The sequence below is a fragment of the Streptococcus sp. 3.1 genome, from assembly GCF_016648915.1.
Taxonomy (GTDB): domain Bacteria; phylum Bacillota; class Bacilli; order Lactobacillales; family Streptococcaceae; genus Streptococcus; species Streptococcus salivarius_E.
In genome coordinates this window covers 99,508-124,363 of record NZ_JACLQV010000003.1, presented here as the reverse complement: position 1 = coordinate 124,363, position 24,856 = coordinate 99,508, and the positions used below count along the sequence as shown (strand labels likewise).

Below are 24,856 nucleotides of genomic sequence, written 5' to 3'. Positions count from 1 at the left end.
CTATGTTTCTTTATTTTTAATGATTAGTTTCAACAAGATTTACTCTTAATTGTCCAAGTCCTCAAGCTCCTCTGAAGCATCTTCCCTAAAGAGACTCGTTTCTTGATCTTCAAGTTCTAGTTGATCAATCGCCACAAGCTCGTCTAAACTGTTAATGCCCATATAGTCTAGGAAATAATCAGTAGTCGCATATAGGTTAGGACGACCGACAGCATCCTTTTTACCAGCCTCTTGAATAAGATCAAAGGCCTGAAGTTTAGCAATAGCGCCACTAGAATTAACACCTCTAATGTCATCGACTTCAGCACGAGTAATGGGCTGTTTATACGCAACTATAGAGAGGACCTCAAGACTCGCTCGTGATAAACTCTGGTTAATAGGCGTTTTAGAATAGTCACGAAGGAGACTTGCAAAATCTGGTTTAGTCACTAACTTATAGGTATTTGATGATTCCAATAAACACAGAGCTGAATCCTCATCTGCCTCGTACTTGGCTTGCAATTTCTCCAAAGACTGAGTCAGACCCGTCACTGGCATTTCCAAAAGCTGTGCCATAGTACGTAGACTAAGACCATCTTCACCAGCCACAAAAAGTAAAGCTTCTAATCGTGCTAAGTGACTACTCATTCGTCCATTCCTTTCTTAGTGTGATTGTGCCAAAAATTGTTTCCTGTTGTACTGATATGCGATGTACCTTAATCAATTCAAGAGTTGCCAAAAAGAGGGTGATTACTTGATTCATATCTTTAGCATCTGTGAAAAGTTCATCCAGATATAGCTCATTTTTTGAGCCAAATGCTTCTTCAATAATCAGCATCATGTCTTCAATTTTATAATCGTCACGCGCAATGGTCGTGTGATTTCGCCGAATTTCTTCTTGCTTTTCAGTCATGATTTTTGAAAAAGCCAAGAAAATGTCTTGAATGGTCTTATCCTGATTCAGCGTCACATCTTCATAAACTAATTCAACTTTTGGTTTTGAAAAATACTGAGCTCGCACTTCATGCTGCTTAGCCAACTCTTGACTAACTGCTTTGAAGCGTGCATATTCTTCCAACTGACTCAAGAGCTCTAGTTCTGGATCATCTGCTTCTGGCTCAGCTTCCACCACTGTCGGCAGAAGCTTACGACTCTTAATCAGCATGAGCTGACTAGCCATAAGCATATATTCCCCAGCAACTTCAAGCTTCATGGCTTGCAAGGTTGCCAAATAAGCCAAGTATTGCTCAATAACCTCAACAATGGGGACATCGTAAATATCTACCTCATACTTAGAAACCAGATGGAGCAACAAATCCAGTGGTCCCTCAAAATCTTTTAACTTAATATCCATTAGATTTTATAGTATTTCTCCAAGGTCACTGGACTTTTTAGTCCCAGTAAACGAGCAAGTTCAAAGGCGCCCGTTCCCTTTTCAATTTGTCTAAGAATAAATTGCTGACGCAAGACTTGAGCAGTCACATTCGATAAGCCACAGTCACTAACATAAGTCTGGATTTGCTTATACAGCCATTGTCGAGTATAGACCTTACCCAAAAGCAATCCCTGACTGTTCACATCTTTAATAGCCAACAAATACTGTTTCACATCTGCTTCAAGTCTAAGAACACGCTTAGTCGTTCCCTTGGCCACAGTTACAACACCAAAATCCAAGTCGATATCGGACCAGTCCAACTCCAAAATCTCTGAAGGCAAGAGCCCCAACTCTAGAATCAGCAGACAGGCCAGTTTCCCAGCCCCTTCACGTCCCTCGTAAAGCGGCGAAAGATCTAGTATCTGCAACTTATCCTCCTGAGAAGGTAGCGTTACCATCTCTGATAGTTTGAAAAATTTCGCTAGTTCACCCTTTTGATAGAGATATAGTAAAAATTGATTGACCGCAGAGCGCTTACGTTTTTGTACGGATGGCTTCCATTCCTTGAGTTGGTTTTCATAGAGCTTAAGACTGGTTTGATCAATTTGTCCTGAAATCAAAGTTGCAAACTGCTTAAGATCATAAGTATAAGCTTGCTTTGAACTCTCTGAAATGACCTTAGTAGCCAGAAAATCAGTGATCTGAGTTGTCAGTTGTTTTTGGAATGATGATATAGTCATGTGTAAAGTCATGTAAGAGGCTATTAACCGCCTTTAGAATCGATTTTCGTGTGATAATTCCTTTGAAAATACCTTGGCTATCAACCACAGGAAGGAAAGGATTATCAACTAGCTTATGCATTACCTCGTTTAGATTAGCATTATCTTCCACTGTTTCCACGACATCTGATATCATCGGCCCGATATCACGGTTAACCATCTCCCACTCTTGCAAGTTATGTTCATCTTGATAACGCTTAATATCTGTCAAAGATATGGTCCCAAGATAATGCTTATCCTTAGTCAAAACGGGAACGCGCGAATAACCGTTACTCGTCAAAAGCAAAACCACATGATTAGCGTTATGACTATCAATAAAAATAGCAACCTGATCTGATGGAATTAAATAATTATCTAAACGAGCCAACAAAAAATCTTCAAATTCTTTAGCAATCATCGTTCAAATTCCTGTGTAAGTTCTGAATAAAGTTCATGGTCACGTGTGTAATATTCCACACGAATTTTTGCATCATTTATAATCACCTTTGCATAAAGTTTCTCATGGATAGGTCCACGTGGCTGTAAAACAGAACCTGGATTGATAAACACTGTCTTACCATTTCGCCAAGCTGTTGCCGCATGCAAGTGGCCATAAAGACAAATATCAGCATCCTCTTGTTGCGCCCAAAGATCTAACTTGTCCCAGGTAAAATTAATGCCATAGAGATGACCATGTGTTTGTGCAATAATCACATCTCCAAGTTTAACGACCAAACGTTCTGGATAACCTGAATCATAATCACAGTTTCCTCGAACTACATAGATACCTTTCCAAATAGGATCACTTGATTCTAACTCCGAATCTCCGTTGTGGAAAATGGCATCCACCTTTCCTTGATAACGTTTTTTTATATCTGCTACAATATCACGATCCCCATGGGAGTCACTCATTACGATTATTGTTTGTTCTGCCATGCTGGGAAGACCTCCATAAGTTTCTTAACAGCTTGTCCACGGTGAGATTGTTCATTTTTCTCTTCTGCAGAAAGCTCTGCTGCTGTTTTACCCGTATTACCAACTAAAAAGAGAGGATCATAACCAAAACCATTGTCACCTTTAGGTTCTCGGCCAATATAACCCTTCCAGTCGGCATCAACAACCAAACTATCACGTCCAGGTGCTGCAACAACTAGGGTTGTATGGAAGTTCGCCGTACGTTTGCTATCATCAAGCACCATAGCGAGCTCATGCAATAATTTAGCATTATTTTCAGCATCTGTGGCATCAGGGCCTGCAAAGCGTGCAGACCAAACGCCTGGTAAACCTCCAAGAACATCTACCTGCAAACCAGAGTCATCTGAGAGGACCATTTTACCAGTTAAGTCAGAAATGGTTTCCGCCTTCAAGCGTGCATTTTCCTCAAAGGTCATACCTGTTTCAGCAACTTCAGGAAGGTCTGGATAATCATTAAGATTCTCTACCTTAATGCCTAGTTTTCCAAATAGTTTACGAAATTCCTTAGTTTTTCCTTCATTGCGTGTCGCAATCAATAGGACATCACCAAAATCTGATTTGTTATCAGAACCAAAGAAATCACTCAAGGTGACACCTTCTCTTGGCACATGAACATAGACAAGCTTATCCCCTTCACTAACTACCAAGGCCCCTTGATGTTGCGTAACAGCTAGGTCACGACCAGTTTGCTCTTTCAAGCAATCCAAAATAAAGGATACCAAGCGAAGGTCTGAAGAATGTTTAGCAATATGTAACTGGAAACCACTAACAGCCAAAACGTTAGTCAAGGCTTGGAAAAGGTCAACAAATTGTTCATAGGCCTCATCACCACCAAAACAAGTCAAGTGATTGTAGCTTCCAAAACTAGCCAAATACCAGTCTTGTTCGTCTTTATATTCTAAAATTGATTTAGTCATTTTCTAACTCCTTGTCCAAATCGACATGTTGGACAGCAACTTCTTCACCCAGCCATTGTTCTGCGATTTCTTTAAAACCAAGCACACTAGCTGTGGTGTAATATTCTTCCGTCTTGTCTTCGACTTCACGGCTACGATTAATTTCAAAATAATTGAGCAAAACGGAAACATCACGAACTGTTTCAGCTCCGCTATCAATTAGCTTGACACTTGGCCCCATAACATTCTGGATGATAGGACGTAAAAGTGGGTAATGGGTGCAACCTAAAACCAAGGTATCTACCTTACCGACTAAAGGTGCCATGCTCTCATAAACAATCTTTTTAGCCACACTTGAGTTAATTTCATTGGATTCAACAATAGGGGCAAAGCGAGGACAAGATAAACTCAAGACATTCATTTGTGGTGCCAGATGCTTAATTTTTTGTTCATAGATGTTAGAGGAAATCGTCATAGGAGTCCCAATGACGCCAATATGACCCGATTGACTAGACTTAATGGCAGCACTAGAACCAGGCAAAACCACACCTAGAACTGGGATATCCAAGGCTCCTTTGATTTCCTCCCAAACTACTGCTGTTGCCGTATTACAAGCAATAACGATCATTTTTACATCTTTGGTCAGAAGGAATTTAACCAACTGCCAGGTATACTCTCTGATTTGTTCTGCTGGTCTAGGACCATACGGCGCCCTAGCAGAGTCACCAATATAAACAATAGACTCGTGAGGCAACTGACGTTTAAGTTCACGTACCACCGTCAGTCCTCCGACACCAGAATCTAAAAATCCTATAGGTCGATTATCCATCTTGCCTCCTTATCCCCTAGGTTACATGTAAAAAGCTGAGATTCACGTCCCAGCTCCCCACCATTATTTTTTCTTTTTCTTGCTATCTGCAAGTGCTTGTTTTTGTTGTTTGATAATTTGGTTATATGTTTGACGCACTTTTGCTTCATTTGGCTTTTGACCCGCAGCCGACATCATGGTACGAACAGCGTCCACATTCAAACGAGGATTTTCAGCCAATTCTTTCTCCATTTGTTTGCGGGCAAAGTATGCGCCTCCATAAAAACCACCCAAAAGGGCTACAAAAACAAGAATAATCCAAAGGACGGTGTTCATAAATTTAATTCTCCTATAACGTTGATTTACCTTATATTATAGCAAAAATGGACCCTACTGACAAATAAGACGTTGGTTCTTAAAAACGTATAGAAAAAAAGTTTTTTCGTTTAAAATATCGACAAAATGAGAGTTTCAGTATTTTCCACTTACAACTGTAAAGGACTTGTAAGATTTCTAGAAAAAAAATAGGTTATTATATAAGTTGTGGAATTATTATTATGTTTATATAAAGGGGTTTATTTATGCTCAAGGAAGCAACTATTTCCGAACGAAAAATTGTCAACGCATTTATTGAACTCTTAGAAGAGAGTTCACTCGAACAAATCAGCATCACAGACATCATCAAGAAGGCAAATCTCAGCAGACCAACTTTCTACTACTACTATTCAAATAAAGAAGATTTGGTTGAAACAACCTTCTCAAAGATTTTAGATAAAGTTTCAAGTATTCTTCAGGAAGACATGACCTACCAAGAGGGTGTTGTTACTGAAATGCTAGGATATCTTAAGGAAAATCAAAAACTCTGTCTCACCTTAATGACACACATTCCAAACATCAATGAGATGATTCGTGAATTCATTATCGAGACTATCCTTAACTCTGATATTGAAAATGTTACAGAGCTCATGGAACAAAGCTATCATATCCCTGCCAAATATTCATTGGAAGTTTATGTTAGCACCATTGTTACCATTTTAACATTATGGCTCAAAGAAGGCTGTATCGAATCCCCTGAGGAGTTAGCCGATATCATTCTTGAAGCTGTCATCATTAAAGTAAAATAAGCTAGGGCCTTTAAGGCCTAGCTTATTTTTTGTTAAATGTCAAAATCAAAACCATCAAGAGTAGCAAAGTAATCATTCATCGTCTCTGCACGGCGGATCATACGAGCCGTTCCATCTTCTTGGTAGAGAATTTCTGCAGAACGAAGACGTCCATTATAGTTGTAACCCATTGAGAAACCATGTGCACCTGTGTCGTGGATAACCAAGGTATCTCCAATACGAGCTTCTGGCAATTCACGGTTCTTAGCAAACTTATCATTATTTTCACAAAGAGAACCTGTCACATCAACTACTTGAATGCCACCATCTGGATTAGTCATATTCGTGATGTGGTGGTAGGCATCGTACATAGCTGGACGAAGCAAGTTAACCGCAGAAGCATCTACACCAACGTAACGACGATAAGTATCCTTAATATGAAGAACCTTAGTAACAACAAGGCCATGAGGTGCTGTCATGAAACGTCCAAGTTCAGTGTAAATACTGATATGTCCAAGATCATTCGGAACAAGGATCTCATCAAATTTAGCATGAACCCCTTCACCGATAACAGCAATGTCATTTTGCTTATTAGCCGGTGTGTAGTCTACCCCAACACCACCTGATAAATTGATAAAGTCAAGACTAACTCCAAGTTCATTCTTGATTTCTACCGCCAATTCAAACAGTTGAGCAGCCAAGGTTGGGTAATACTCATTCGTTACTGTATTTGATGCTAAGAAAGCATGCAAGCCGAATGATTTCACTCCTTTTTCTTTAAGGTAAGCATAGCCTTTGAAGAGCTGTTCCTTAGTCATCCCAAATTTTGATTCTTCAGGATGATCCATGATATCAGTACCGAGAGAGAAGACGCCCCCTGGGTTAAAGCGCAAAGAAAGGGTTTCAGGAAGTCCTGCAGCCTCTTGCAAGAAAAAGATATCTTCGTAAGCATCAAGGTTAATTGTCGCATTAATATCACGAGCGTAAACAAACTCTTCTGCACGTGTATCATTAGACGTAAAGCTAATGGCGCTACTATCAAAACCAATTTTCTTACTCATGACAAGCTCTGTATCGGTCGCACAATCGACACCACACCCTTCTTCTTTCAAAATTTTGAGGATTGCTGGATTAGGTGTGGCCTTTACAGCAAAGAATTCTTTAAAACCTGGATTCCACGAAAAAGCTGCATTAACTGCACGTGCTGTTTCACGAATACCTTTTTCATCGTAAAGATGGAAAGGTGTGGGAAATTCTGCAGTGATTTGTTCAAGTTTATCAGCTGCAATAAAAGGTGTTTTTGTCATTTTATTCTCCATTTTTTTACAATAGTAATCCTATTATAGCATAAGAAAAGGCTTGAAACCCAATTTTCTAATAATCTCAAAGCATATTTCATGATACAATAGACCTATAACCTAAATAAAATAACGGGGGATTATTTATGAAAAAATATCTTTACTCTGGGGCTCTTGCTCTAGCAGCCATCTTAACGCTCTCAGCATGTGCCAAGCCAAAACTTGATGCCAAGCTTTCTGTTAACGAAATTGTCTATATGTCAGGAAGCGACCTCAAGCTCAAGGATGACCAAACCCTAGTCGAAGTCTCATTCAAACTCGAGAATACTTCGGAAGATATGGAAAATGAGCTCAAAACATCTGCTAAACAATTCTACCTCAAAGATAAAGATGGTAAAAAAGTCACAGCAAGCAAGCTCGACAAAAGTGACCTCCCTACTCTCTTTAACAAAAATAAGAACGTAGAGGATGCTACAGATGACTTTGGAAAGCTTGAAGCTGACGACTACAAAACTGTCTCACTCTTTTTCGAAGTTAACAACGACGAAAGCTATAAACTCTATTTTGAATCAAAGGATGAGAAGACAGAAGGACAAACTGTTTCTACTAACCTAAAAGATTTCGATGGTAAAACAACTACCAATGTTAAAAAGGCTGTTGATGCTTATTTCAACGCAGTTCTTCTAGGTGGCGAAAGCAAAGACTACAGCAAATTTGTTTCTAACGACTTGGACAAAGCTAAGGGCGAACTTAACCAATATTTCTCAGATAGCCTTCAATACAGCTATGATGCAACTGATAACATCAAACCAACCGGTGATGAAGTTCCAAAAGTTTTTGGTTGGGTTCAAACAGCTAACCGTGAACGCGGCAGCTACACTGTTGACAACATTATCGTCGCTAAAGATAAGGCAGAATTCAATGTCAGCATGTCAACTATCAGTATGAAAGCTGCAGACGACGCCTATGGTGCTAATCACCCCAATCTCACAGACGAACTTAAAAACTACCTACAAAGCAATGGTGCTAACGCTGGAAATGTCGACCAACTGACAAGACAATTCTACATGGAAACTTACCTACCGAATTCAATCAAAGAAGTAAACCCATCAGCACCAAAGACTGAAGGGACAAATATCTTTGATAATTACTCAGTCGAGCTTACCAAAAAAGACGACAAGTGGGCTTTCCCAGATAAAGATAGCTATGTCGGAAAATGGGATTACTATCCACTCTTCTACGCTTACACAGGTCAGCAAGGAACACTCACAAAAAACTATTAGACAGTAAAAAAATCAGCCATCTGGCTGATTTTTTTTACTAATTACGTCTAGCAAAGAGACGCAAGATATTCAAGAATAAGTTAATGAAATCCAAGTAAAGACTAAGTGCCATAGAAACTGCCCATCCATCTGTGACCTGACCATTGGTACCATAATAAACCTTCTTAATCATCTGGTTATCGTAGGCAATTAAACCTGAGAAAATAAGAATTGATACAATACTAATCACAAAACTCATCATGCTACTTGCAAAGAAAATATTAATCAAGCTAGCCACAATAATCCCAATCAAGGCTGCCATAAGGAACTTGGCCATGCCTGATAGATCTCGCTTAATGGTAACTCCGATAAGTGCCATGATAAAGAAAACAATGGCAGTGCTAAGGAAAGCTTGGAAAACAATGGCTTGCGTATATTGTACGATGATAAAGCTAAGTGTAAATCCATTCAGAGCAGAATAAACCAAAAATAAAGGTAGAGCCGCAGGTGTATTCCTTCTTGCAGCACCGCTAGCCAAAAAGACCAAACCAAACTCTAAAAAGAGTGCCGCCATGTAAACCCAAGAATAATTCATGAGAATGTTGACAAAAAGATGCGAAAGAGGGAAGAGCATCAGATAAGAGATGACTGCTGAAAGTCCCACTCCCATACCGACAAGACCATAAATCTTTCCGAAAAAGCGGTTCAAGCCCGCATCACTAGTTGTATAAATTGCATTTGATTCCATAGTTATCTCCTAAAAATAATGAATTATTGGTGGTGGCTTTGTAGAGTCTTGCGACGGAAAAACTTACGATTTTTGATTCGGTTTCGTAAGGGTGTCGCTGCTTCTTTAACCGCCCAATACTTATCCACCATAGTAACAATATAAGATTCCTTATACTTCGGCGGCGCAATCGTTGCTCCCCACATATGCTTGAGGATAATATCCTCTTCTTTTTTATTCAGATTAACAAGCTTTCTGGCATTACGAACAGCAATACGTGGGTGTACCCAAGCATGACTCTTGTTAAATTTAGTCACTCGCCAATCATAATAGAAAAAGTCATGTAAGAGACCACCTCGAGCTGTGCTCTTGGCATCCCAGCCAAATTTTTTAGCAATCTTATAGCTGGTGTAACTAACATTAACCGAGTGTTCTAAACGTGTCGAATGATGGTGTTGTACAATCCCATCCAATTTTTGAAAACGTGGATGAGAAATCAAATGTCCCACAACTTCCATGAATTCTTTATCATCTTCTGGTCGTTTCATAATAATACCTCATTAATGTTTCTAATGCTTCTTCATTATACCACTAGTACTTAAAATTACTTTAAAAGTCAGTTGTTTTCTCCTAAAATCATCCTTGAGACCTAGAGACTAAACATGAGAATTCCTGCTGCAACAGCAACATTCAGACTCTCCGCCTGACCTGGCATGCTAATATGTACGAGTTGATCAGCAGACTCAGCCATATCCTGACTAATTCCCTGCCCCTCATTTCCCATCACTAGGGCAAAATTGCCATCTGTATTAACTGCTTTATAGTCAACGGAAACATCGGAAAGAGTCGTTGCCAAGACGGGGATACCTTGTTTTCTGCAAGCCTCAACCATGTCAAGAATTGGTCCACGATAGATTGGAAGGTGGAAATGACTTCCCTGCATAGAACGCAAGGTCTTCTGATTATAAATATCAGCTGATTTGTCTGACAAAAAGACTCCGTCATAACCTGCGGCATCTGCTGTTCGAATCATTGTTCCTACATTACCAGGGTCCTGAACATCCTCCAAGAGCAGATACTTCCCTGAGAAAGACTTTGGCAAGGCTTGAGATTGTTTAGCAACTTCTACCACAATCCCTTGAGGTGTCTGAGTTTCACAGAGTTCCTTAAGCACCTCTGGACTAACCAACTTAACCTTAGATATATTAGCCACACGATCAGCCATTTCCTCAAGTACGAAAACTTGAAGAATCTCGGCACCGCTTGCCTTTGCTTCCTCAAAAAGATGCCATCCTTCTAAAAGATAGCTAGTTTTACGGTGCTTACGCTGCAATAATTTTCTAGCAGACTTAATGCTAGCATTTTGCTTTGATTGAATGATTTCCATACACTCATTATAGCAGAAATCCCCTGATAAATCTTGGACTTGACCGACTTTATAGCAAGGATTATACTAAAAGAAAGAGCTTTCAAAAGGAGGTCATGGACCATGCAAAAAGTACGATTATTAGTCTCAGGAAAAGTCCAAGGTGTTGGTTTTCGTTATTCAACCTATGCTCTAGCACTAGATATTGGAGATATATGCGGTCGGGTTTGGAATAATGACGACGGCACTGTTGAAATTCTAGCTCAGTCAGATAACCCTTCTAAGTTAGCTAAATTTATTCAAGAAGTTCGAAAGGGACCTTCAAAATGGTCTAAAGTAACCTATGTCGATGTGACCATGGCTAACTTCCCTAATTACAGCGATTTTCGCATGGCTAATTAAGGTCGGAGTTCCGTTTTTAACTTGTTCTCTCCCTTAAAAAAAGGTAAAATAGACAAGTATAACTAAAAAACAAAAGGAATGATATTGTGAATAAAAATCAAAAACGTCTAGCCCTGATGGGGCTTGCTGCCAGCATGCTTCTCTTTCTATCAGGATGTGTGAGCCTTGATAAGTCTGGTAATCCTACTGGTTGGGTTTGGAACCTACTTGGTCGCCCTATGAGCCACGTCATCACCTACTTCGCACATAATTTAAATCTGGGATTTGGTCTTGGCATTATCTTCGTAACCATCATTGTTCGTTTGATTATCTTGCCACTTGGTCTTCATCAATCTCGTAGCGCAGCCTACCAAGCAGCAAAACGTGAATACCTTGCGCCTATCTTAGAACCAATTAACGAACGTTTGCGCAACGCTGAAACTCAAGAAGAAAAAATGGCTGCCCAGTCTGAACTCATGCAAGCTCAGCGTGAAAACGGTCTAAGCTTGATGGGCGGTGTCGGCTGTCTTCCCCTATTGATTCAGTTCCCATTCTTCTCAGCACTCTACTATGCAGCACGTTACACTCCTGGTGTACTCAAGGATAACTTCCTCTGGTTTAACCTTGGTCACCGTGACTTCCCATTGATTATCATCATCGCAGCGCTTTACTACTTCCAATCTTGGTTGTCTATTCAACAAGTTCCTGAAGAACAACGTAAACAAATGGCAGCGACGATGTACAGTATGCCAATCATGATGATCTTCTTTGGTATTAGCTCACCTGCAGCCGTAATCCTCTACTGGTTCGTTGGTGGTATCTTCTCTATTATCCAACAGTTGATTACCAACTACATCATCAAACCTCGCTTGAAAGAAAAAGTTGCTGAAGAGTTCAAAAAGAACCCTCCAAAAGCACCTCGTACAACACCAAGCAAGCGTAAAGATGTGACACCAAAAAATACTCAAGCAATTGCGAGCAAACCAAAGAAAAACCGTAACGCCGGTAAGCAAAATCGTAAATAAGCTACAAAGCACTCTTGGAATTTTCCAAAAGTGCTTTTCTTATAGACTAATTCAGACTAACCTAATTCCTAATAGCGCCAACAAGCAAAAAAGGAGTGCGACAGAACAACTGTTTTGTCTCACTCCCACTAGTTTCAAATATTGAACACCTTAATTCCAACAGTCACTTAGGCTGTTTTTTCTACACTAAGGATTTCCACAGAGTAGCTACCTGCTGGTGATTCGATAGCGACTTTTTCGCCAACTTTCTTACCAATCAAGGCTTGAGCAATCGGACTTTCATTTGAAATCTTACCTGAGAAGATATCAGCACCGGCGGCACCAACGATATGGTAAGTATCTTTGTCGTTTGTACCAACTTCTTGAACAACAACAGTTTTACCAATTGCAACTTCGTCATTAGCAACAGCATCACTATCAACGATTTCTGCATAACGAATTTTTGTTTCAAGAATCTGAATTTGTCCTTCAACAAAGGCTTGTTCGTCTTTGGCTGCTTCATACTCAGAGTTTTCTGAAAGGTCACCATAAGAACGAGCAATCTTAATACGTTCTACAACTTCTGGACGACGGACGAGTTTGTACTCCTCCAATTCCGCTTCAAGTTGTTCTTTCTCCGCTTGTGTCATTACATATGTTTTTTCTGCCATTTTTTTCTCTTTCCTATTTTTTGAGCCCTTGGCTTTATTTTCAAAATCACTCTTTGTTTGCTTGATTTTAATGAGCCAATCAGACTATTTATCTTTTAGTTTGCTATTAATGTAAGTTTCAACGTTATGCTGATGCTCTTCATAGCTTTCAGCAAAATAGACATTACCAGTGGTTACATCTGCAACAAAGTACATGTACTTGGTAGATGATGGATTGATAACCGCTTCAATTGCAGACAGACTAGGGCTGTCCACAGGACCTGGCATCAACCCCTTATGAACATAATCATTATAAGGGGAGTCAATGTTTGTGTCAATAGTTGCATCTTCTTTCAAGGTCGTTTCCTGACCAAGTTTTCCAAGAGCATAAAGAACTGCAATATTACTTTGTAGAGCCATGTCTGAGTTAAGACGATTATAGAAGACGCTCGCAATATTTTTACGGTCGTCATCTGTAGCTCCTTCTTTTTCCACAAGAGAAGCTAGGGTCAAAATCTCATTAACATTGTGTCCGCTAGATGAAATCGTCGCATAGTAAGGTGATAGGTAGGTATCCATCGTAGACAACATTTCCTCTGCCAAAGATTCCACCGTCGTATCATCATGAATGTTATAAGTCGCTGGGAACAGATAGCCCTCTAGGACATACTTAGCATCCGTAGAATTCGGAAGGTTGGCCAACAAGGTTGGGTACTTCGCTTTCATCTTAGTAATGAAAGCATCATCCTTCATCAGCTTCAAGAAATCTTTTGCCTTAAGTCCAGTTGATGTTTTTTTGCCTTTTTTCGCTGAGGAATTAACTTCAACTGCCTTAGCAATTTGATCAATGGTGTATCCTTCTTTGACCAAGACCGTACCAAGAGATGGCTCCTGAGGTTTATCACTTCCTTTTTTCTGAAGTGCCTCAATAATTTCATCCATAGTCATGCTAGCCTGAAGGTTGTAATAACCACTTTTCAGATTTGAGATGTTTTTAAACTTGGTATAGTAATTAAAGACCTTACCAGACTTAATGACACCAGCTGATTCCAATAGTTGACCAATATAACTGCTACCTGAATTTTCAGGAATTTCAACACTAACAAACTTAGTTGAATTAACATCTTTTGCGCCAACAGCATCACTAACATAACGATAACCAAAGAATGCAGCTACTGACAAGATAAGTAGCAAGAAGATAATAATATTTCTTGCAATTTTACCAGCACGACGGTTATTTTTATTGCGTTTGTGATTTCGGTTAGAACGTGAAATCGGCTCTTCGTCGACAATATCAGCCTGTTTAACATCTTTTGGCGAAGACTTTTTCTTCTTCACTTTCTTACCTTTCTTTTTCTTAGGTTTTCCAGAGGGTTCTAGAGAAATACTCTCATCATCCTCATTACCATCAGCCACTAGCTCTGATTGAACCTTTTCTTGCGACGCTTGGTCACTTGTTGCATGATGTTCCTGCAAGAATGCTTCTTTTTGACGTTCTGAGGTCAATTTGGCCTCCAATTCTTTAGGGTCTGTATAAATAGCTTCGTTAGACTTAGCTTCAATGAGCTCCTTGGCAACATCTGCAGGAATATACTCCTCTTCAGATGCTTCGTTAAGGCTAGTTTCCCAAACCGGACGTTTAAAACGGCGTTTCGACGTTTCAGTCTCCTGAGGAATATTTACCTTTTTCTCCTCCTCAATAGGTTCTTTAGAAATAGACGCTTCATTTGAATGAGCATCAGACACTAAAGACTCAGCTTGAGAAACAGAAAACAAGCCAAGACTATCTTGTTGAGAATCTTGAGCCGTCTCAGAAGTCATAGATTTAGCGAAAGCACTGTGAGAAACAGAATGTGAACTAAAATCTTGGTTACTTACTTTATTGGACGCTGAGGTACTATGTGTTGTAGCGCTCTCAGCTGACGTTGAACGTGGTGTCTCGGGCATAGTTGCACTTTTATTATGCTCCTCCTCGCGAAGAGAACGGAGCCGTGTTGCTTCTTGTAAATCTCGAAGAATCTGATCTTTAAAGCTTAGGCTATCTTCAGCAGATTCCGAGTGTTCATTAAACTTGTCCGTCAAGGCATACCTCCTCTATAGTAACAAACGCCATTATATCTTAAAAAGTCAGTTAATGCAAATCAATTGGTCCTTTGTCACAGTAACGTAACACTGAATTCAATGGGTTTCTGGATTCTCCCAAACCATATTATACCAAGTGCTACCGCCATGATTTGATTCTGATTCTCCTTCATCAGTGAAACCATTCATCTCATAATAGGCAATCAGGTAATCATGGCAAGTCAAACTAATACCTTGGCGTTTTTGGGCGATAGCCAAATCCTTAAGCGCTGCAATCAAGGCTGTCCCAATCCCTTGCCCTTTAAAATCTTTGGAGATAGACAAACTAGTAACTGCAATAAAGCCCCCTTGACTAGTATTAGGAACCACCTTATGGAACAAGTCATCTGTAAGATAACGTTCCGCAATCACAGGCCCTTCAATGTAGCCAGCTACAACGCCATCAATTTCAGCAATTAGAAAGGTATCACAAATCGTCTTTAAACGCTCCGCAATAGCCTCTGGAGTTGCAGCCTCTTCAGGTGAAAAATTATCTTGTTCGATACGGACAACATCAGCCCAATCATCCTCTCGGGCATGTCGAATAAGCATATTAAATTCCTTTCTATTAAGAGAAAGAGCTGAGCGAAATCGCTACAGCCCTTAATATATTACATGTGTGTTTGCAAGCTTGCTAGGAGCTCTTCAAACGAGCGTTCGTAAAGTTGGATGTCCCCAGCTCCCATAAAGACATAAACAGCATTGTCATGGTCAAGGAGAGGTGAGACATTTTCAACTGTAACCACTTTGGCAGGTTTATTGATCTTAGCAGCAAGATCTTCAACCTTAACATCACCATGGTCAACTTCACGCGCTGAACCATAAATTTGCGCCAAATAAACAGCATCTGCTTCGTTCAAAGCTTCAGCAAATTCATCAAGAAGAGCAATGGTACGTGTGAAGGTATGTGGTTGGAAAATAGCAACAATCTCTTTAGATGGGTACTTTTGGCGTGCTGCATCAAGCGTTGCAATAATTTCAGTTGGATGGTGAGCAAAGTCATCGATGACAACAGTACCACTGATAATTTTTTCTGTGAAACGACGTTTAACACCTGAGAAAGTTTTAAGGTGTTCTGCAACCAAATCCATGTCGAAACCAGCTACATAGAGGGTCCCAATAACCGCAGTTGCATTCAAGATATTGTGACGACCATAGGCTGGCACATGGAATTCTCCAAGAATTTGTCCATCGTGTTTTACCTTGAAATTAGACCCTGTCGTTGTACGAACAATGTCTGTTGCCATAAAGTCATCATTTTCTTCGAAACCGTAGTAATAGATTGGCGCATTGGCTGTAATCTTACGAAGGTGTGGATCCTCACCGTAAACAAAGAGTCCTTTTTGCACTTGCTTAGCATAATCATCAAAGGCAGAGAACACATCATCGATACTTGTAAAGTAATCAGGATGGTCAAAGTCAATGTTAGTGATGATTGAGTATGCTGGGTGGTATGGCATGAAATGACGTTCATATTCATCAGACTCAAAGACAAAGTATTGTGCATTAGCAGAACCTCGACCAGTTCCGTCACCGATAAGGTATGACGTGTCTGTGATATTTTTCATAACATGTGACAAGAGACCTGTTGTAGAAGTCTTACCATGTGCACCTGCCACACCAAAGCTAGTGAATTGATCCATGAAGTGACCCAAGAACTCGTGATAACGCTTAAAGCTGTAGCCATTTTTAATCGCATAAGCAACTTCAACGTTGTTGTCTTCACGAAAGGCATTTCCAGCAATCAATTCAACATCTTCTGTGATGTTTTTTTCATCGAAAGGAAGGATAGGAATACCTGCTTGCTCAAGACCACGTTGAGTGAAGTAATATTTTTCCACATCTGAACCTTGAACCTTGTGTCCCATTTGGTGGAGCATCAAAGCCAAAGCTGACATACCAGATCCTTTAATTCCAATAAAATGATAAGTTTTTGACATAGTTTCTCCTTACAATCGCACTGCGATTAGTTTGCGTCTTCTAAATGCGTCAAATTTAATTCTTGAGCAACTCGGTGTTCACGGTAAGTTTGACGTTCTGGGTAATTATAAACCTGGCTACGTTTCAAGAAGTCATAGCTATTTTTCTTGACGTTCTTACGAGATGGGTTACTAGGCTGTTGATAGGTTGGAGCCACTTCTGCCAAGATGTAAGAATCCTGTTGCAGACGATTTGCCAAGTGATGGATTTTTGAGTGTTTCCCGTTAGGTGCTAAAGTTCGCTTGATAGCACTTACAGGAGCTCCCAAGATAGATGCTGTCACTGGCCCTTTATCCGTTGTTACAGCAGCTGGCTCAACAGTAGCCTCAAAGCTTGGCTTAGCTTCTACCTTAGGCTTAGCAGTTAGTTGACGGCTATTAGTATGTTTGGTTTGTTGAACTTCTTGGCGGAGGAATTTTTGGCGTTTCTCACGGACATCACGCTTAGCCTTTTCACGGGCTTCCTCTGCATAAGTCATGCCAGCTTCTTGTGTCTCCACTCGTTTTGAAGCCTGCTTACGATTGCTAGGCTTAGCTGACAAGAAATCATAGTTCGGCAACAAATCATTGTAGTCCTTATCTTGGTAAGGGCCACGGATATTTGTGATTAAATCTTCATTTTCATATAGGCGCATAGAGACCGGTTCTTGCAAGCAAGATTCCCCGTCTGGAATCAGCGGAAATTGTCGTCTTTGGCGATGCATAAAAGACTTCCTTTCGTTTTCGAGATGATGCGTATCTTAATATAAACAATCGGGAATGTGAAGATACGTCTTGCAGTATTCTATTATAGCCTAATTCAAAAGATTTGCCTAGTAGCATTTTCACATCTTAGTATTTCAATATCAAATATAACAAATTAAGATATTACAATACCAAGAATTTCTTTAATATCCTCAACGGTCATGCTGGCACGGCTTTCATTGCCATCCAAGACAGTTGTTACAAGGTTCTTCTTGCCTTCTTGAAGCTCAATAATTTTCTCTTCAATAGTCCCTCTTGTAATCAAACGGTAAACTTCGACATTTTGTTCCTGACCTATACGATGCGCACGACTAATAGCCTGCATTTCTACCGCTGGATTCCACCAAAGGTCAATCAGAATAACCGTATCAGCACCAGTTAGATTCAGTCCCACTCCTCCTGCTTTTAGAGAAATCAAAAAGGCATCTCGGCTTCCTTGATTGAAGGCTCTGGTCATCTCTTGACGACTATCAGATGGCGTTGACCCTGTTAGCTTATAAGAGGAAATACCTAATTCTTGTAAGAGCCTCTCTGTAATATCTAACATCCCACGAAATTGTGAAAAGATAAGAACACGGTGGTCTGATTCCTTAATTTGACTAAGCAACTCTCTTAGGCTATCTAATTTTCCGCTATCTCCAGCATAGTCCATAAAAAGAGCTGGGGTATCACAGATTTGTCGTAAGCGGGTAATTCCTGACAAAATTTCCACCTTACGACGGTTGATTTCCTGATCACTTGCAGAAATTAAACCTTGCTGCATCTGTTGCAATTGCGCTAAATAGATAGCCTTTTGAGCATCTGACAATTCACTTTGGTGAGTGATTTCAATCAAATCTGGTAAATCAGGAAGGACCTCTTCTTTCCTACGTCTTAGAATAAAGGGAGAAATATACCTAGCCACTTCCTTTGGTGTTAACTTAAGGAAAGTTTTCTTAGCCGGTAAAAGTCCTGGTAGAATAATTTGGAAAATAGACCAAATCTCCAACAAATGATTTTCAATAGGCGTTCCAGATAGTGCTAAGCAATGTGGAACAGAAAAATCACGTAGATATTGGGCAATCTTTGTCTGTGTATTCTTCATGACCTGAGCCTCATCGAGAATGAGATAGTCATATTTACCAGCCTTGTAGGCATCAAAATCCTGACGGAAGGAAGCATAGCTTGTAATAATAATCTGGTGGTCTTCAGTAATGATGTCATCACGTCTTGGCTTGAGTCCATAAGAAACCGCTACATCTAACTGAGGAGCGAACTTTTTAAACTCATCCTGCCAATTGTAAATCAGGCTTGATGGTGACAAAACCAAGACTCGCTGCTCTTCTTCTAAATGTGCAGAGAGATAGGCAATGGTCTGCAAGGTTTTCCCCAACCCCATATCATCGGCCAAGATACCGCCAAAACCATAGTGATGCAACATAGATAGCCACTGAACACCCTTTTCCTGGTAGGGACGAAGGTCAGCTTCTACCTTATAAGTTGGCAAATCAAAGGTCTCTGGTTTACTCAAATGTTGCGTTAAGAGTTGGAAATCTTTTGAAAAACGAACAGAATCACTTTCTGAAAGAGCCTCCATTAATTGATAGGCAGTCAATTGATTTAGTTCTAGGTGACCTTGCCCTGAATATCGAGCTCTTAGAGTTTTGAGACTCTCACTAATACGATGCGTCGCTTCGTCAAAAACAATCAACTGACCACTACGATTGATAAAATAGGGCGAACTTTCCATCAAAGCTGCTAAAGCATGATCCACATCTTCATCGTCAAGACTTGAAAAATCAAAGGAAATATCTAATAAATTCCCCTGACGCTCTACCTGAACCTGTGGACTCTGTTCAACCCGTAAGTCACGCAACTCCTGCCCAATCAGAACCGTCCCTGTATTTTCAAATTCTGCTAGAGTATTCGTAAAGAAATCATAGAGCTCTTGACTGCTACTTAATCGTTTAGATGACTGAAAATCAGGGGTGAATTCATGCTTAGCCATCAAACGGAAAACAGCCTGCTCATGACGATAGTTACTCGTAAATCCTAAATGACTCAACTCTTGTCGATTATGGACTAGGAAACCATCAAAATCAAAGGCTAATGTAAGTATAACCTCACTGTCACCTTTCAGATCAAAGTGAAATCTCGGTGTGAAATCCTTGATATTAAATGCTTTAGGAGCTTTAACTGGTCCCATAGTCCTAAAATCAAAAAGACTAGCAGCCAAGATAACTTGTTCATCAAGATTAAAGCTGACATGCTTATTCAAATCGCTTCCGATTGGAAGAGAGCGTAAACCAACCAAAAGTTTTTGTTGTTTTCGATTCAGGCGATAAAAAATACCTTGATAAAAGAGAATACGATTATTAAAAAAGGCCTGACTATTCTTCTCAGCAACAATCAATTCAATCATCTTAGGCTCGACAGAAATATCAAACGAGAAGAGATGGGCATCAGCAGTCAAATCCTCAACCAAAAGTCGGTGATATTCGGTTCCTTCCCATTCAAACCTAAAGCCATCCAAATCTTGCATCCGTCTCAAACCTTCCTCAAAAAAACCGTAGGGGAGACAAAGATGACGTGCATTATTCGGTAAAATAAAGTCTAAATTAATCTTGGCTTCATCTGGAATCATCCGTCCTAAGAAGTCTAAAAATGCCTGTGAAGCCTGGTCAAATTGAATAAGCGATAGGGGTTCATAATAGTTCTTACCTATCTGATAATAACCCTCAGCCTCTACAAGTTTGAGAAAGGCAGGAATATCTCGAATAACATAAGAACGTTCATCTGGTAAGCGACGTAAACGTATACTCCACCAAATCTCTGAACCAAAGGTAGATTCCTCTCCCTCTACCATCAAGCTATATCTAACAGTATCATCCTCATTTAGGGAAAGGCCTTCTAAAAATAAACCACCAAAAGAGTGTCCTCGCTCTTGGCCCTGAGAGGACTCTTGTTCCTCTTCCAATTCTGCCAAGAGACGCTGGCCTTCTTTATCGTTTTTTAGATAATACTCAATCGCTGCCAAATGGGGACAATAGCCTTTTTGAGCGAAATAATCACAGTCACACGTGATTTCAGAATCATTGAGTGCATAAATTAAATGATGTTGGTCAACTGTTGTATCCAACTGAGTTTCTGAGACCTGATGAATGGTAATGAGATCCTTTTCAAAAAGTTCAATACCCTCATTACGGACTCTACCCGGCATCAATTTTGCCATAGTATTCACCCCTATCTTATCCCTCTATTATAGCACAAAATCCTTATAAACTAGGCCTTCACCAAGATAAAACAAAAAACACTCCCGAAGGAGTGTCGCAGATTATTATTCGTAATCAAGTTTATCTGAGTGACCTGAACCATTACCAACATAGTAACCTGTCTTACAGTTAATACTGAAGAGGTAAGTTCCATCTGGAAGGTACAAGTTGTAGTAACCATTACCATTGATGATGTTGACTGGCTCAAGGATGAAGTTATCTCCTGAGAAGTAACCACGTGAGTGTGAGTCATTGATGATCTTATCAAGAACACCGTCAGCCCATGTCCAAGCTGGGTTACTTGTATCTGCTACTACGTTTGCATTATAAGGCACACGTGAGCGATTACGTTGAAGGATTGATGGGTTATAATTTGTGATTCCGCGTGTTACAACTGTTGAAGCTGCAGCTGAGCCACCAGTAGTTCCTCCAGTCGCACCAGTTGAACCTGCTGAACCTGCTGAGTTAGCTGCTCCATTTTGCGCTCCAGAAGTATTTGATGCGGCCGCACCATCACCATTAGAAGCTGCTCCAGATGCGTTATCACCTGAAGGTGCAGCAGGACTAGCAGTATTAACACTTTCAGAAGCTGTCGCTGCAGACGTTGCACTCGCAGCCTTAGCTTTTTCTTCAAGTTGAGTCTTACCACCCTTAATAGCTTCTTGGACAGTGCTGTCGAGACTCGCATTTCCAGTTGTTGTTACACTTTCTGGAAGATTATTAAAGTTAGCATCTGATTTAACAGCAATAGAGGCATTATAGTTACCATCTACAAGAGCATCTGACTCAAACTGACTGTTAATCTTTTGTACAGCTTCAATTTGTTTCTTCAAGTTATCATATTTTTTCTTAGCTGCATCATAATACTTGGTTTTCTCCAATTTCTTGAGCAGCTTTTCCAAATCTGATAACTTACCAAATTGGTCATTAGCGAGTTTTGTTTGCTCGTCATCTGTGAAGAAATTCTTATACATTTCTTCAAAGGCCTTATTATCAGCAGCTGACGTATCCTTGCTTGATGATGATGTCACTGCTGAAGAAGCTGTGCTTGTTGTTTTCGCCGATTGGCTATGTGTTCCTTTATAAAGAGCATAGCTACCACCGATAATAGCTAAAGCAAGAACTGCTAGAGCACCGATAACAACACCTTTACGACGGTAAACTGGAATGTCACCATCAAAGGCACTCTTATGCGATGGTGAAATAGACTCTGAAGAGATTCTGTCTTCTGCAGATGGGCGATTAACTGCCATAGACACTTTTGGTGTTGTCTTTTCTTCATCAGCTTTTGCTCCAGTTACCCCTGCCACTGTTGATGCAATAGCTGCCAAATCAATAGTGTCTGAAATAGCAGCATCATCCAACAAAGGTTTTGAAGCTTGTGGCTCAGTACCGTCAATATTGGCAACATTGGCAACAGCAGGATTTTGTGGTTCTGGATCATCAATGTTAGCAATCAAAGGATTGTTATCATCAATATTATCTACCAATGCATCGTTATAGGCTGGCTGATTAGTTGAAGTAGATGAATCAGCGAGTGCATCACCAAGGTCAAATTTTTCTGTTTCTGACGTGATGAAACGATCAGCATTTGTTGACGTAATGATAACTTCAGAACTTTGACTTTCTGGTTCTGCAATAACCTCAGGTTCAACAGGGGCATTTGGCAACTGCTTGTCAATATGAGATTGAGTTTCATCAGCCTTGTTATCTGTAGCACCAAAACCAAATGTGACCGGTGTTACTTCTTCAGTAGCTGTTGTTGAGTTGATTGACTCATTAGCCATTGATTGACCAATCAAACCTGAATCCGCAAACTCCTGACGTTGCTTTTGAATAAAAGCATCCAAAGGTGATGTGTCGCCGTCAGCTTCAATTTTCTTTGAAAATTTTTGTGAGGCAACTTCTTCGCGGTGTTGCTTGATATACTTATCCAAAATGCTATCTGTTTCTGTTACACCAGCATTAATCTCGGCTTCTTTTCGGACAGCCTCACCGACCGTCATTTCCTTGGCATCTTGGAAATCTAGCTCTTGGCTACCTTCATAGCCATTTTGTGTTTTATCTTCTGACACGTTTAATTTACCTTTCTAGCCTCAGAACGGCGAACACGCTCTCCAAAATATTGATATAAATCAACACGGAGGGTTCCGTTATAAAGCTTACGTTTTTTATCGGCTTTCATACCGTATTTGCTTTCAAATTGTTCATCGCTGGTCAAGATAAACTTGCTCCAAGTTTTAAGTGGCGCAAAAGTTTGACCCATTTCATTATACAAGATATCCACAGCCTTGTCATCCAACAAACGCTCACCATAAGGAGGGTTTGAAATAATGACACCATTGATTTTATCTGTTTTCAGGTCCTGTAAACGCATTTGTTTCAATTTAATAACATCTTCAAGACCTGCCTCACGAGCATTGGCTTTTGCAATTTCAACCATACGGCCATCAATATCACAACCCATAATATCTAATTCAATATCGTAGTTTGCCTTGCTATCTGCTTCATCACGTACCGACTGTACTAAATCCTTATCCACCCAATTCCATGCTTCAAAGGCAAAATCACGATTAAATCCTGGTGCAATGTTCATGCCAATCATTGCAGCCTCAATACAGAAGGTCCCTGAACCACAAGTCGGGTCAATCAATGGTTTATCCGGATACCAATTACTAAGTTCAAGGATAGCAGCCGCCATATTTTCTTTAATCGGTGCTCCACCTTTATCAGTACGGTAGCCACGCTTAAAGAGACTAGCACCTGTGGTATCAATCAAAACCGTAGCCTTATCCTTCAAAATAGAGACTTCAATCTTAAATTCCGCTCCTGTTTCTTGGAGAGGCACTCCTTCTGGACGGTGGAAATACTTCTGCAATTTCTTCACGACAGCTTTTTTTGAAATCGCCTGAACAGATGGCTCATTATGAAGCTTTGATTTAACACATTTAGCCTTAGAAATTGGGAACTTTGCACCTAGCGGAAGATAATTTTCCCAGTCTAAAGCAAAAACTCCCTGAAAGAGTTCCTCAAAGGTACGTGCTGGAAATTCACCCACTACAATCTTGATACGATCTGCTGCCCTCAACCAAAGGTTAGTTTCAGCAATTGCACGAACACCACCTTGGAAACGCACCTTACCATTTTCAACCTGCGTGTCATAACCTAACTCACGCAATTCACGTCCAACCACAGCCTCAAGACCTGCTGCTGCAGTTGCTACTAATGTAAATGTTTCTTTCATTGTTATCCTTTTATCTCATTGTTACGCGTACAAACTTTCTTAACCGATAGCTTATTTCCCACTCTTTTCTTTAAATATAAAAGAGAGAATTCTTGCTAAAAGAAGGCTGAGACATGTGTCCCAGCCTCACCTATATGCAATTTTCTATAAGCCATGTTTTGTTCCAGAAGTGACTAGGTACCACTTCCTTCGATAATCATCTGTCTACTGCAAAGCAGTCAGGATGGTCCGTTCGTTTCCAGCCATCCCATGCCCCTACCAAAGTTTGGGTTGCTAGCTTGAGGGGTTTACCGCGTTCCACTTTTTAGGTTTCCCTAAAAACTCCGTCACTGTGGCACTTTCAGAGCTACTAAAACCTATCCTAAGACTTAGCCAGTTCACTCGCCGTAACTTGAAAATCAAGTCCCTAGGCTTATTAATTCACCTAGCACAAACACTACTGGCATCACAGCCAGTGCTAGCATGGACTTTCCTCATGGAAGACTAGCAACCATGCGATTATCCAAAAATTGCACAAACCAGTTTTACTCGACGATTTGTTTTCCAAAGACCTCTTTCTCCAAACGACTGATACGTTTTAAGATATCATAGTTTGAAGCCGAAGCAACATTGGCATTCGCAGGTGATGGCTCACTTGTCGCACTCGCGTATGCTGGGCGACTAGCAGGAGCTGATGAAGTCTTAGCTTTCAGTTTTGCATTTTCTTCTTGCAATTCCTTAACTAGAGCAATATAGACACCGTAATCTTTGATTACATCGTCTAGAAACTCATCAACTTCTTTTTTATCGTATCCACGCATGCTTGTTTTAAATTCTTGTTCGTAGATTTTCTTGGGCGTTAAATTAATCTTAGCCATTTTTATTCTCCAATACTTGTCTTATCTAACTTACTAATACTTTACTGTCTAATGTTTTTATGATACAGAAAAAAAGAT

Annotated in this window: 25 protein-coding genes and 1 other RNA gene; 4 read left to right on the top strand and 22 right to left on the bottom strand. The window is 40.2% G+C overall.

Annotated elements, in window-relative coordinates; all coding sequences use genetic code 11:
- Positions 1-45: 45 nt before the first annotated feature.
- From scpB to H7U02_RS02905, 8 genes are all read right to left on the bottom strand, one after another.
- Positions 46-627, bottom strand: coding sequence for an SMC-Scp complex subunit ScpB (gene scpB, locus H7U02_RS02940; RefSeq protein WP_064525558.1), 582 nt, complete (start codon positions 625-627; stop codon positions 46-48).
- Positions 620-1,333, bottom strand: a complete 714-nt coding sequence (locus H7U02_RS02935) for a segregation/condensation protein A (RefSeq protein ID WP_002889903.1) — start codon at positions 1,331-1,333, stop codon at positions 620-622. Before H7U02_RS02935 ends, scpB begins: the two co-directional genes overlap by 8 nt.
- On the bottom strand, positions 1,333-2,094 hold the full coding sequence (xerD, locus tag H7U02_RS02930) for a site-specific tyrosine recombinase XerD (protein WP_201042757.1): 762 nt from the start codon (positions 2,092-2,094) through the stop codon (positions 1,333-1,335). Before xerD ends, H7U02_RS02935 begins: the two co-directional genes overlap by 1 nt.
- Positions 2,048-2,530 carry a cyclic-di-AMP-binding protein CbpB gene (gene cbpB / locus H7U02_RS02925; RefSeq protein WP_201042755.1) on the bottom strand — a complete coding sequence of 161 codons (483 nt, stop codon included), beginning with the start codon at positions 2,528-2,530 and terminating at the stop codon, positions 2,048-2,050. Before cbpB ends, xerD begins: the two co-directional genes overlap by 47 nt.
- A complete protein-coding gene (locus tag H7U02_RS02920; protein WP_198463493.1) occupies positions 2,527-3,048 on the bottom strand; it encodes a metallophosphoesterase in 522 nt (173 codons plus the stop codon). Before H7U02_RS02920 ends, cbpB begins: the two co-directional genes overlap by 4 nt.
- Complete coding sequence (locus tag H7U02_RS02915) at positions 3,030-4,004, bottom strand: nucleoside-triphosphate diphosphatase (protein ID WP_198463494.1); 975 nt, start codon at positions 4,002-4,004, stop codon at positions 3,030-3,032. Before H7U02_RS02915 ends, H7U02_RS02920 begins: the two co-directional genes overlap by 19 nt.
- Entirely contained in the window at positions 3,997-4,812 is an 816-nt protein-coding gene (gene racE, locus H7U02_RS02910) for a glutamate racemase (RefSeq protein ID WP_002889898.1), read from the bottom strand. Before racE ends, H7U02_RS02915 begins: the two co-directional genes overlap by 8 nt.
- Positions 4,813-4,875: 63 nt before the next feature.
- The gene (locus H7U02_RS02905; protein WP_002883695.1) at positions 4,876-5,127 is read right to left on the bottom strand and encodes a YneF family protein; all 252 of its coding nucleotides are present in this window, start codon (positions 5,125-5,127) and stop codon (positions 4,876-4,878) included.
- 245 nt (positions 5,128-5,372) lie between these two features.
- On the opposite strand from H7U02_RS02905, the gene H7U02_RS02900 reads away from it, so the two are divergent.
- Positions 5,373-5,915, top strand: a complete 543-nt coding sequence (locus tag H7U02_RS02900) for a TetR/AcrR family transcriptional regulator (protein ID WP_201042749.1) — start codon at positions 5,373-5,375, stop codon at positions 5,913-5,915.
- 32 nt (positions 5,916-5,947) lie between these two features.
- On the opposite strand, the gene H7U02_RS02895 is transcribed toward H7U02_RS02900, so the two are convergent.
- Positions 5,948-7,201, bottom strand: coding sequence for a diaminopimelate decarboxylase (locus H7U02_RS02895; protein WP_201042747.1), 1,254 nt, complete (start codon positions 7,199-7,201; stop codon positions 5,948-5,950).
- Positions 7,202-7,338: 137 nt separating this feature from the next.
- Here H7U02_RS02895 and H7U02_RS02890 point away from each other — a divergent pair, with 137 nt between their 5' ends.
- Positions 7,339-8,475, top strand: a complete 1,137-nt coding sequence (locus tag H7U02_RS02890) for a DUF5105 domain-containing protein (protein ID WP_201042745.1) — start codon at positions 7,339-7,341, stop codon at positions 8,473-8,475.
- A 37-nt stretch (positions 8,476-8,512) separates the two neighbouring features.
- Here the strand turns inward: H7U02_RS02890 and H7U02_RS02885 are convergent, their stop codons facing one another.
- The 3 genes from H7U02_RS02885 to H7U02_RS02875 form a co-directional block, all read right to left on the bottom strand.
- Entirely contained in the window at positions 8,513-9,202 is a 690-nt protein-coding gene (locus H7U02_RS02885; RefSeq protein WP_049545705.1) for a Bax inhibitor-1/YccA family protein, read from the bottom strand.
- Between the two features lie 23 nt (positions 9,203-9,225).
- Entirely contained in the window at positions 9,226-9,729 is a 504-nt protein-coding gene (locus tag H7U02_RS02880; RefSeq protein ID WP_002883682.1) for an HD domain-containing protein, read from the bottom strand.
- Positions 9,730-9,830: 101 nt separating this feature from the next.
- Positions 9,831-10,568 carry a TrmH family RNA methyltransferase gene (locus H7U02_RS02875; RefSeq protein WP_155198341.1) on the bottom strand — a complete coding sequence of 246 codons (738 nt, stop codon included), beginning with the start codon at positions 10,566-10,568 and terminating at the stop codon, positions 9,831-9,833.
- Positions 10,569-10,670: 102 nt separating this feature from the next.
- Here H7U02_RS02875 and H7U02_RS02870 point away from each other — a divergent pair, with 102 nt between their 5' ends.
- Entirely contained in the window at positions 10,671-10,949 is a 279-nt protein-coding gene (locus H7U02_RS02870; RefSeq protein ID WP_070575857.1) for an acylphosphatase, read from the top strand.
- An 86-nt stretch (positions 10,950-11,035) separates the two neighbouring features.
- Positions 11,036-11,953, top strand: coding sequence for a membrane protein insertase YidC (gene yidC, locus H7U02_RS02865; protein ID WP_037598962.1), 918 nt, complete (start codon positions 11,036-11,038; stop codon positions 11,951-11,953).
- Positions 11,954-12,120: 167 nt separating this feature from the next.
- Here yidC and greA read toward each other — a convergent pair whose 3' ends face one another.
- From greA to gpsB, 10 genes are all read right to left on the bottom strand, one after another.
- On the bottom strand, positions 12,121-12,603 hold the full coding sequence (gene greA / locus H7U02_RS02860) for a transcription elongation factor GreA (RefSeq protein ID WP_107372509.1): 483 nt from the start codon (positions 12,601-12,603) through the stop codon (positions 12,121-12,123).
- 84 nt (positions 12,604-12,687) lie between these two features.
- Positions 12,688-14,664, bottom strand: a complete 1,977-nt coding sequence (gene mltG, locus H7U02_RS02855; RefSeq protein WP_201042744.1) for an endolytic transglycosylase MltG — start codon at positions 14,662-14,664, stop codon at positions 12,688-12,690.
- A 96-nt stretch (positions 14,665-14,760) separates the two neighbouring features.
- Positions 14,761-15,255, bottom strand: a complete 495-nt coding sequence (locus H7U02_RS02850; protein ID WP_073689405.1) for a GNAT family N-acetyltransferase — start codon at positions 15,253-15,255, stop codon at positions 14,761-14,763.
- Positions 15,256-15,314: 59 nt separating this feature from the next.
- Complete coding sequence (gene murC / locus H7U02_RS02845) at positions 15,315-16,643, bottom strand: UDP-N-acetylmuramate--L-alanine ligase (RefSeq protein ID WP_002889872.1); 1,329 nt, start codon at positions 16,641-16,643, stop codon at positions 15,315-15,317.
- 26 nt (positions 16,644-16,669) lie between these two features.
- Positions 16,670-17,386, bottom strand: a complete 717-nt coding sequence (locus tag H7U02_RS02840) for a hypothetical protein (protein WP_002886515.1) — start codon at positions 17,384-17,386, stop codon at positions 16,670-16,672.
- A 155-nt stretch (positions 17,387-17,541) separates the two neighbouring features.
- Positions 17,542-20,637: a DEAD/DEAH box helicase gene (locus tag H7U02_RS02835; protein WP_201042743.1), complete on the bottom strand. Its 3,096-nt coding sequence runs from the start codon at positions 20,635-20,637 to the stop codon at positions 17,542-17,544.
- Between the two features lie 105 nt (positions 20,638-20,742).
- Entirely contained in the window at positions 20,743-22,752 is a 2,010-nt protein-coding gene (locus tag H7U02_RS02830) for a cell division site-positioning protein MapZ family protein (RefSeq protein ID WP_073685711.1), read from the bottom strand.
- A 2-nt stretch (positions 22,753-22,754) separates the two neighbouring features.
- On the bottom strand, positions 22,755-23,921 hold the full coding sequence (locus H7U02_RS02825) for a THUMP domain-containing class I SAM-dependent RNA methyltransferase (protein WP_064525716.1): 1,167 nt from the start codon (positions 23,919-23,921) through the stop codon (positions 22,755-22,757).
- Between the two features lie 142 nt (positions 23,922-24,063).
- Positions 24,064-24,431, bottom strand: an RNA gene (rnpB, locus tag H7U02_RS02820) — RNase P RNA component class B.
- A gap of 14 nt (positions 24,432-24,445) precedes the next feature.
- Complete coding sequence (gene gpsB / locus H7U02_RS02815) at positions 24,446-24,778, bottom strand: cell division regulator GpsB (RefSeq protein ID WP_037598953.1); 333 nt, start codon at positions 24,776-24,778, stop codon at positions 24,446-24,448.
- Positions 24,779-24,856: the final 78 nt, after the last annotated feature.

Bases quoted from the DNA above. Each gene is read 5' to 3' on its own strand.
- scpB (WP_064525558.1), bottom strand. From the start codon at position 627: ATGAGTAGTCACTTAGCACGATTAGAAGCTTTACTTTTTGTGGCTGGT.
- H7U02_RS02935 (WP_002889903.1), bottom strand. From the start codon at position 1,333: ATGGATATTAAGTTAAAAGATTTTGAGGGACCACTGGATTTGTTGCTC.
- xerD (WP_201042757.1), bottom strand. From the start codon at position 2,094: ATGACTATATCATCATTCCAAAAACAACTGACAACTCAGATCACTGAT.
- cbpB (WP_201042755.1), bottom strand. From the start codon at position 2,530: ATGATTGCTAAAGAATTTGAAGATTTTTTGTTGGCTCGTTTAGATAAT.
- H7U02_RS02920 (WP_198463493.1), bottom strand. From the start codon at position 3,048: ATGGCAGAACAAACAATAATCGTAATGAGTGACTCCCATGGGGATCGT.
- H7U02_RS02915 (WP_198463494.1), bottom strand. From the start codon at position 4,004: ATGACTAAATCAATTTTAGAATATAAAGACGAACAAGACTGGTATTTG.
- racE (WP_002889898.1), bottom strand. From the start codon at position 4,812: ATGGATAATCGACCTATAGGATTTTTAGATTCTGGTGTCGGAGGACTG.
- H7U02_RS02905 (WP_002883695.1), bottom strand. From the start codon at position 5,127: ATGAACACCGTCCTTTGGATTATTCTTGTTTTTGTAGCCCTTTTGGGT.
- H7U02_RS02900 (WP_201042749.1), top strand. From the start codon at position 5,373: ATGCTCAAGGAAGCAACTATTTCCGAACGAAAAATTGTCAACGCATTT.
- H7U02_RS02895 (WP_201042747.1), bottom strand. From the start codon at position 7,201: ATGACAAAAACACCTTTTATTGCAGCTGATAAACTTGAACAAATCACT.
- H7U02_RS02890 (WP_201042745.1), top strand. From the start codon at position 7,339: ATGAAAAAATATCTTTACTCTGGGGCTCTTGCTCTAGCAGCCATCTTA.
- H7U02_RS02885 (WP_049545705.1), bottom strand. From the start codon at position 9,202: ATGGAATCAAATGCAATTTATACAACTAGTGATGCGGGCTTGAACCGC.
- H7U02_RS02880 (WP_002883682.1), bottom strand. From the start codon at position 9,729: ATGAAACGACCAGAAGATGATAAAGAATTCATGGAAGTTGTGGGACAT.
- H7U02_RS02875 (WP_155198341.1), bottom strand. From the start codon at position 10,568: ATGGAAATCATTCAATCAAAGCAAAATGCTAGCATTAAGTCTGCTAGA.
- H7U02_RS02870 (WP_070575857.1), top strand. From the start codon at position 10,671: ATGCAAAAAGTACGATTATTAGTCTCAGGAAAAGTCCAAGGTGTTGGT.
- greA (WP_107372509.1), bottom strand. From the start codon at position 12,603: ATGGCAGAAAAAACATATGTAATGACACAAGCGGAGAAAGAACAACTT.
- H7U02_RS02850 (WP_073689405.1), bottom strand. From the start codon at position 15,255: ATGCTTATTCGACATGCCCGAGAGGATGATTGGGCTGATGTTGTCCGT.
- murC (WP_002889872.1), bottom strand. From the start codon at position 16,643: ATGTCAAAAACTTATCATTTTATTGGAATTAAAGGATCTGGTATGTCA.
- H7U02_RS02840 (WP_002886515.1), bottom strand. From the start codon at position 17,386: ATGCATCGCCAAAGACGACAATTTCCGCTGATTCCAGACGGGGAATCT.
- H7U02_RS02835 (WP_201042743.1), bottom strand. From the start codon at position 20,637: ATGGCAAAATTGATGCCGGGTAGAGTCCGTAATGAGGGTATTGAACTT.
- H7U02_RS02825 (WP_064525716.1), bottom strand. From the start codon at position 23,921: ATGAAAGAAACATTTACATTAGTAGCAACTGCAGCAGCAGGTCTTGAG.
- gpsB (WP_037598953.1), bottom strand. From the start codon at position 24,778: ATGGCTAAGATTAATTTAACGCCCAAGAAAATCTACGAACAAGAATTT.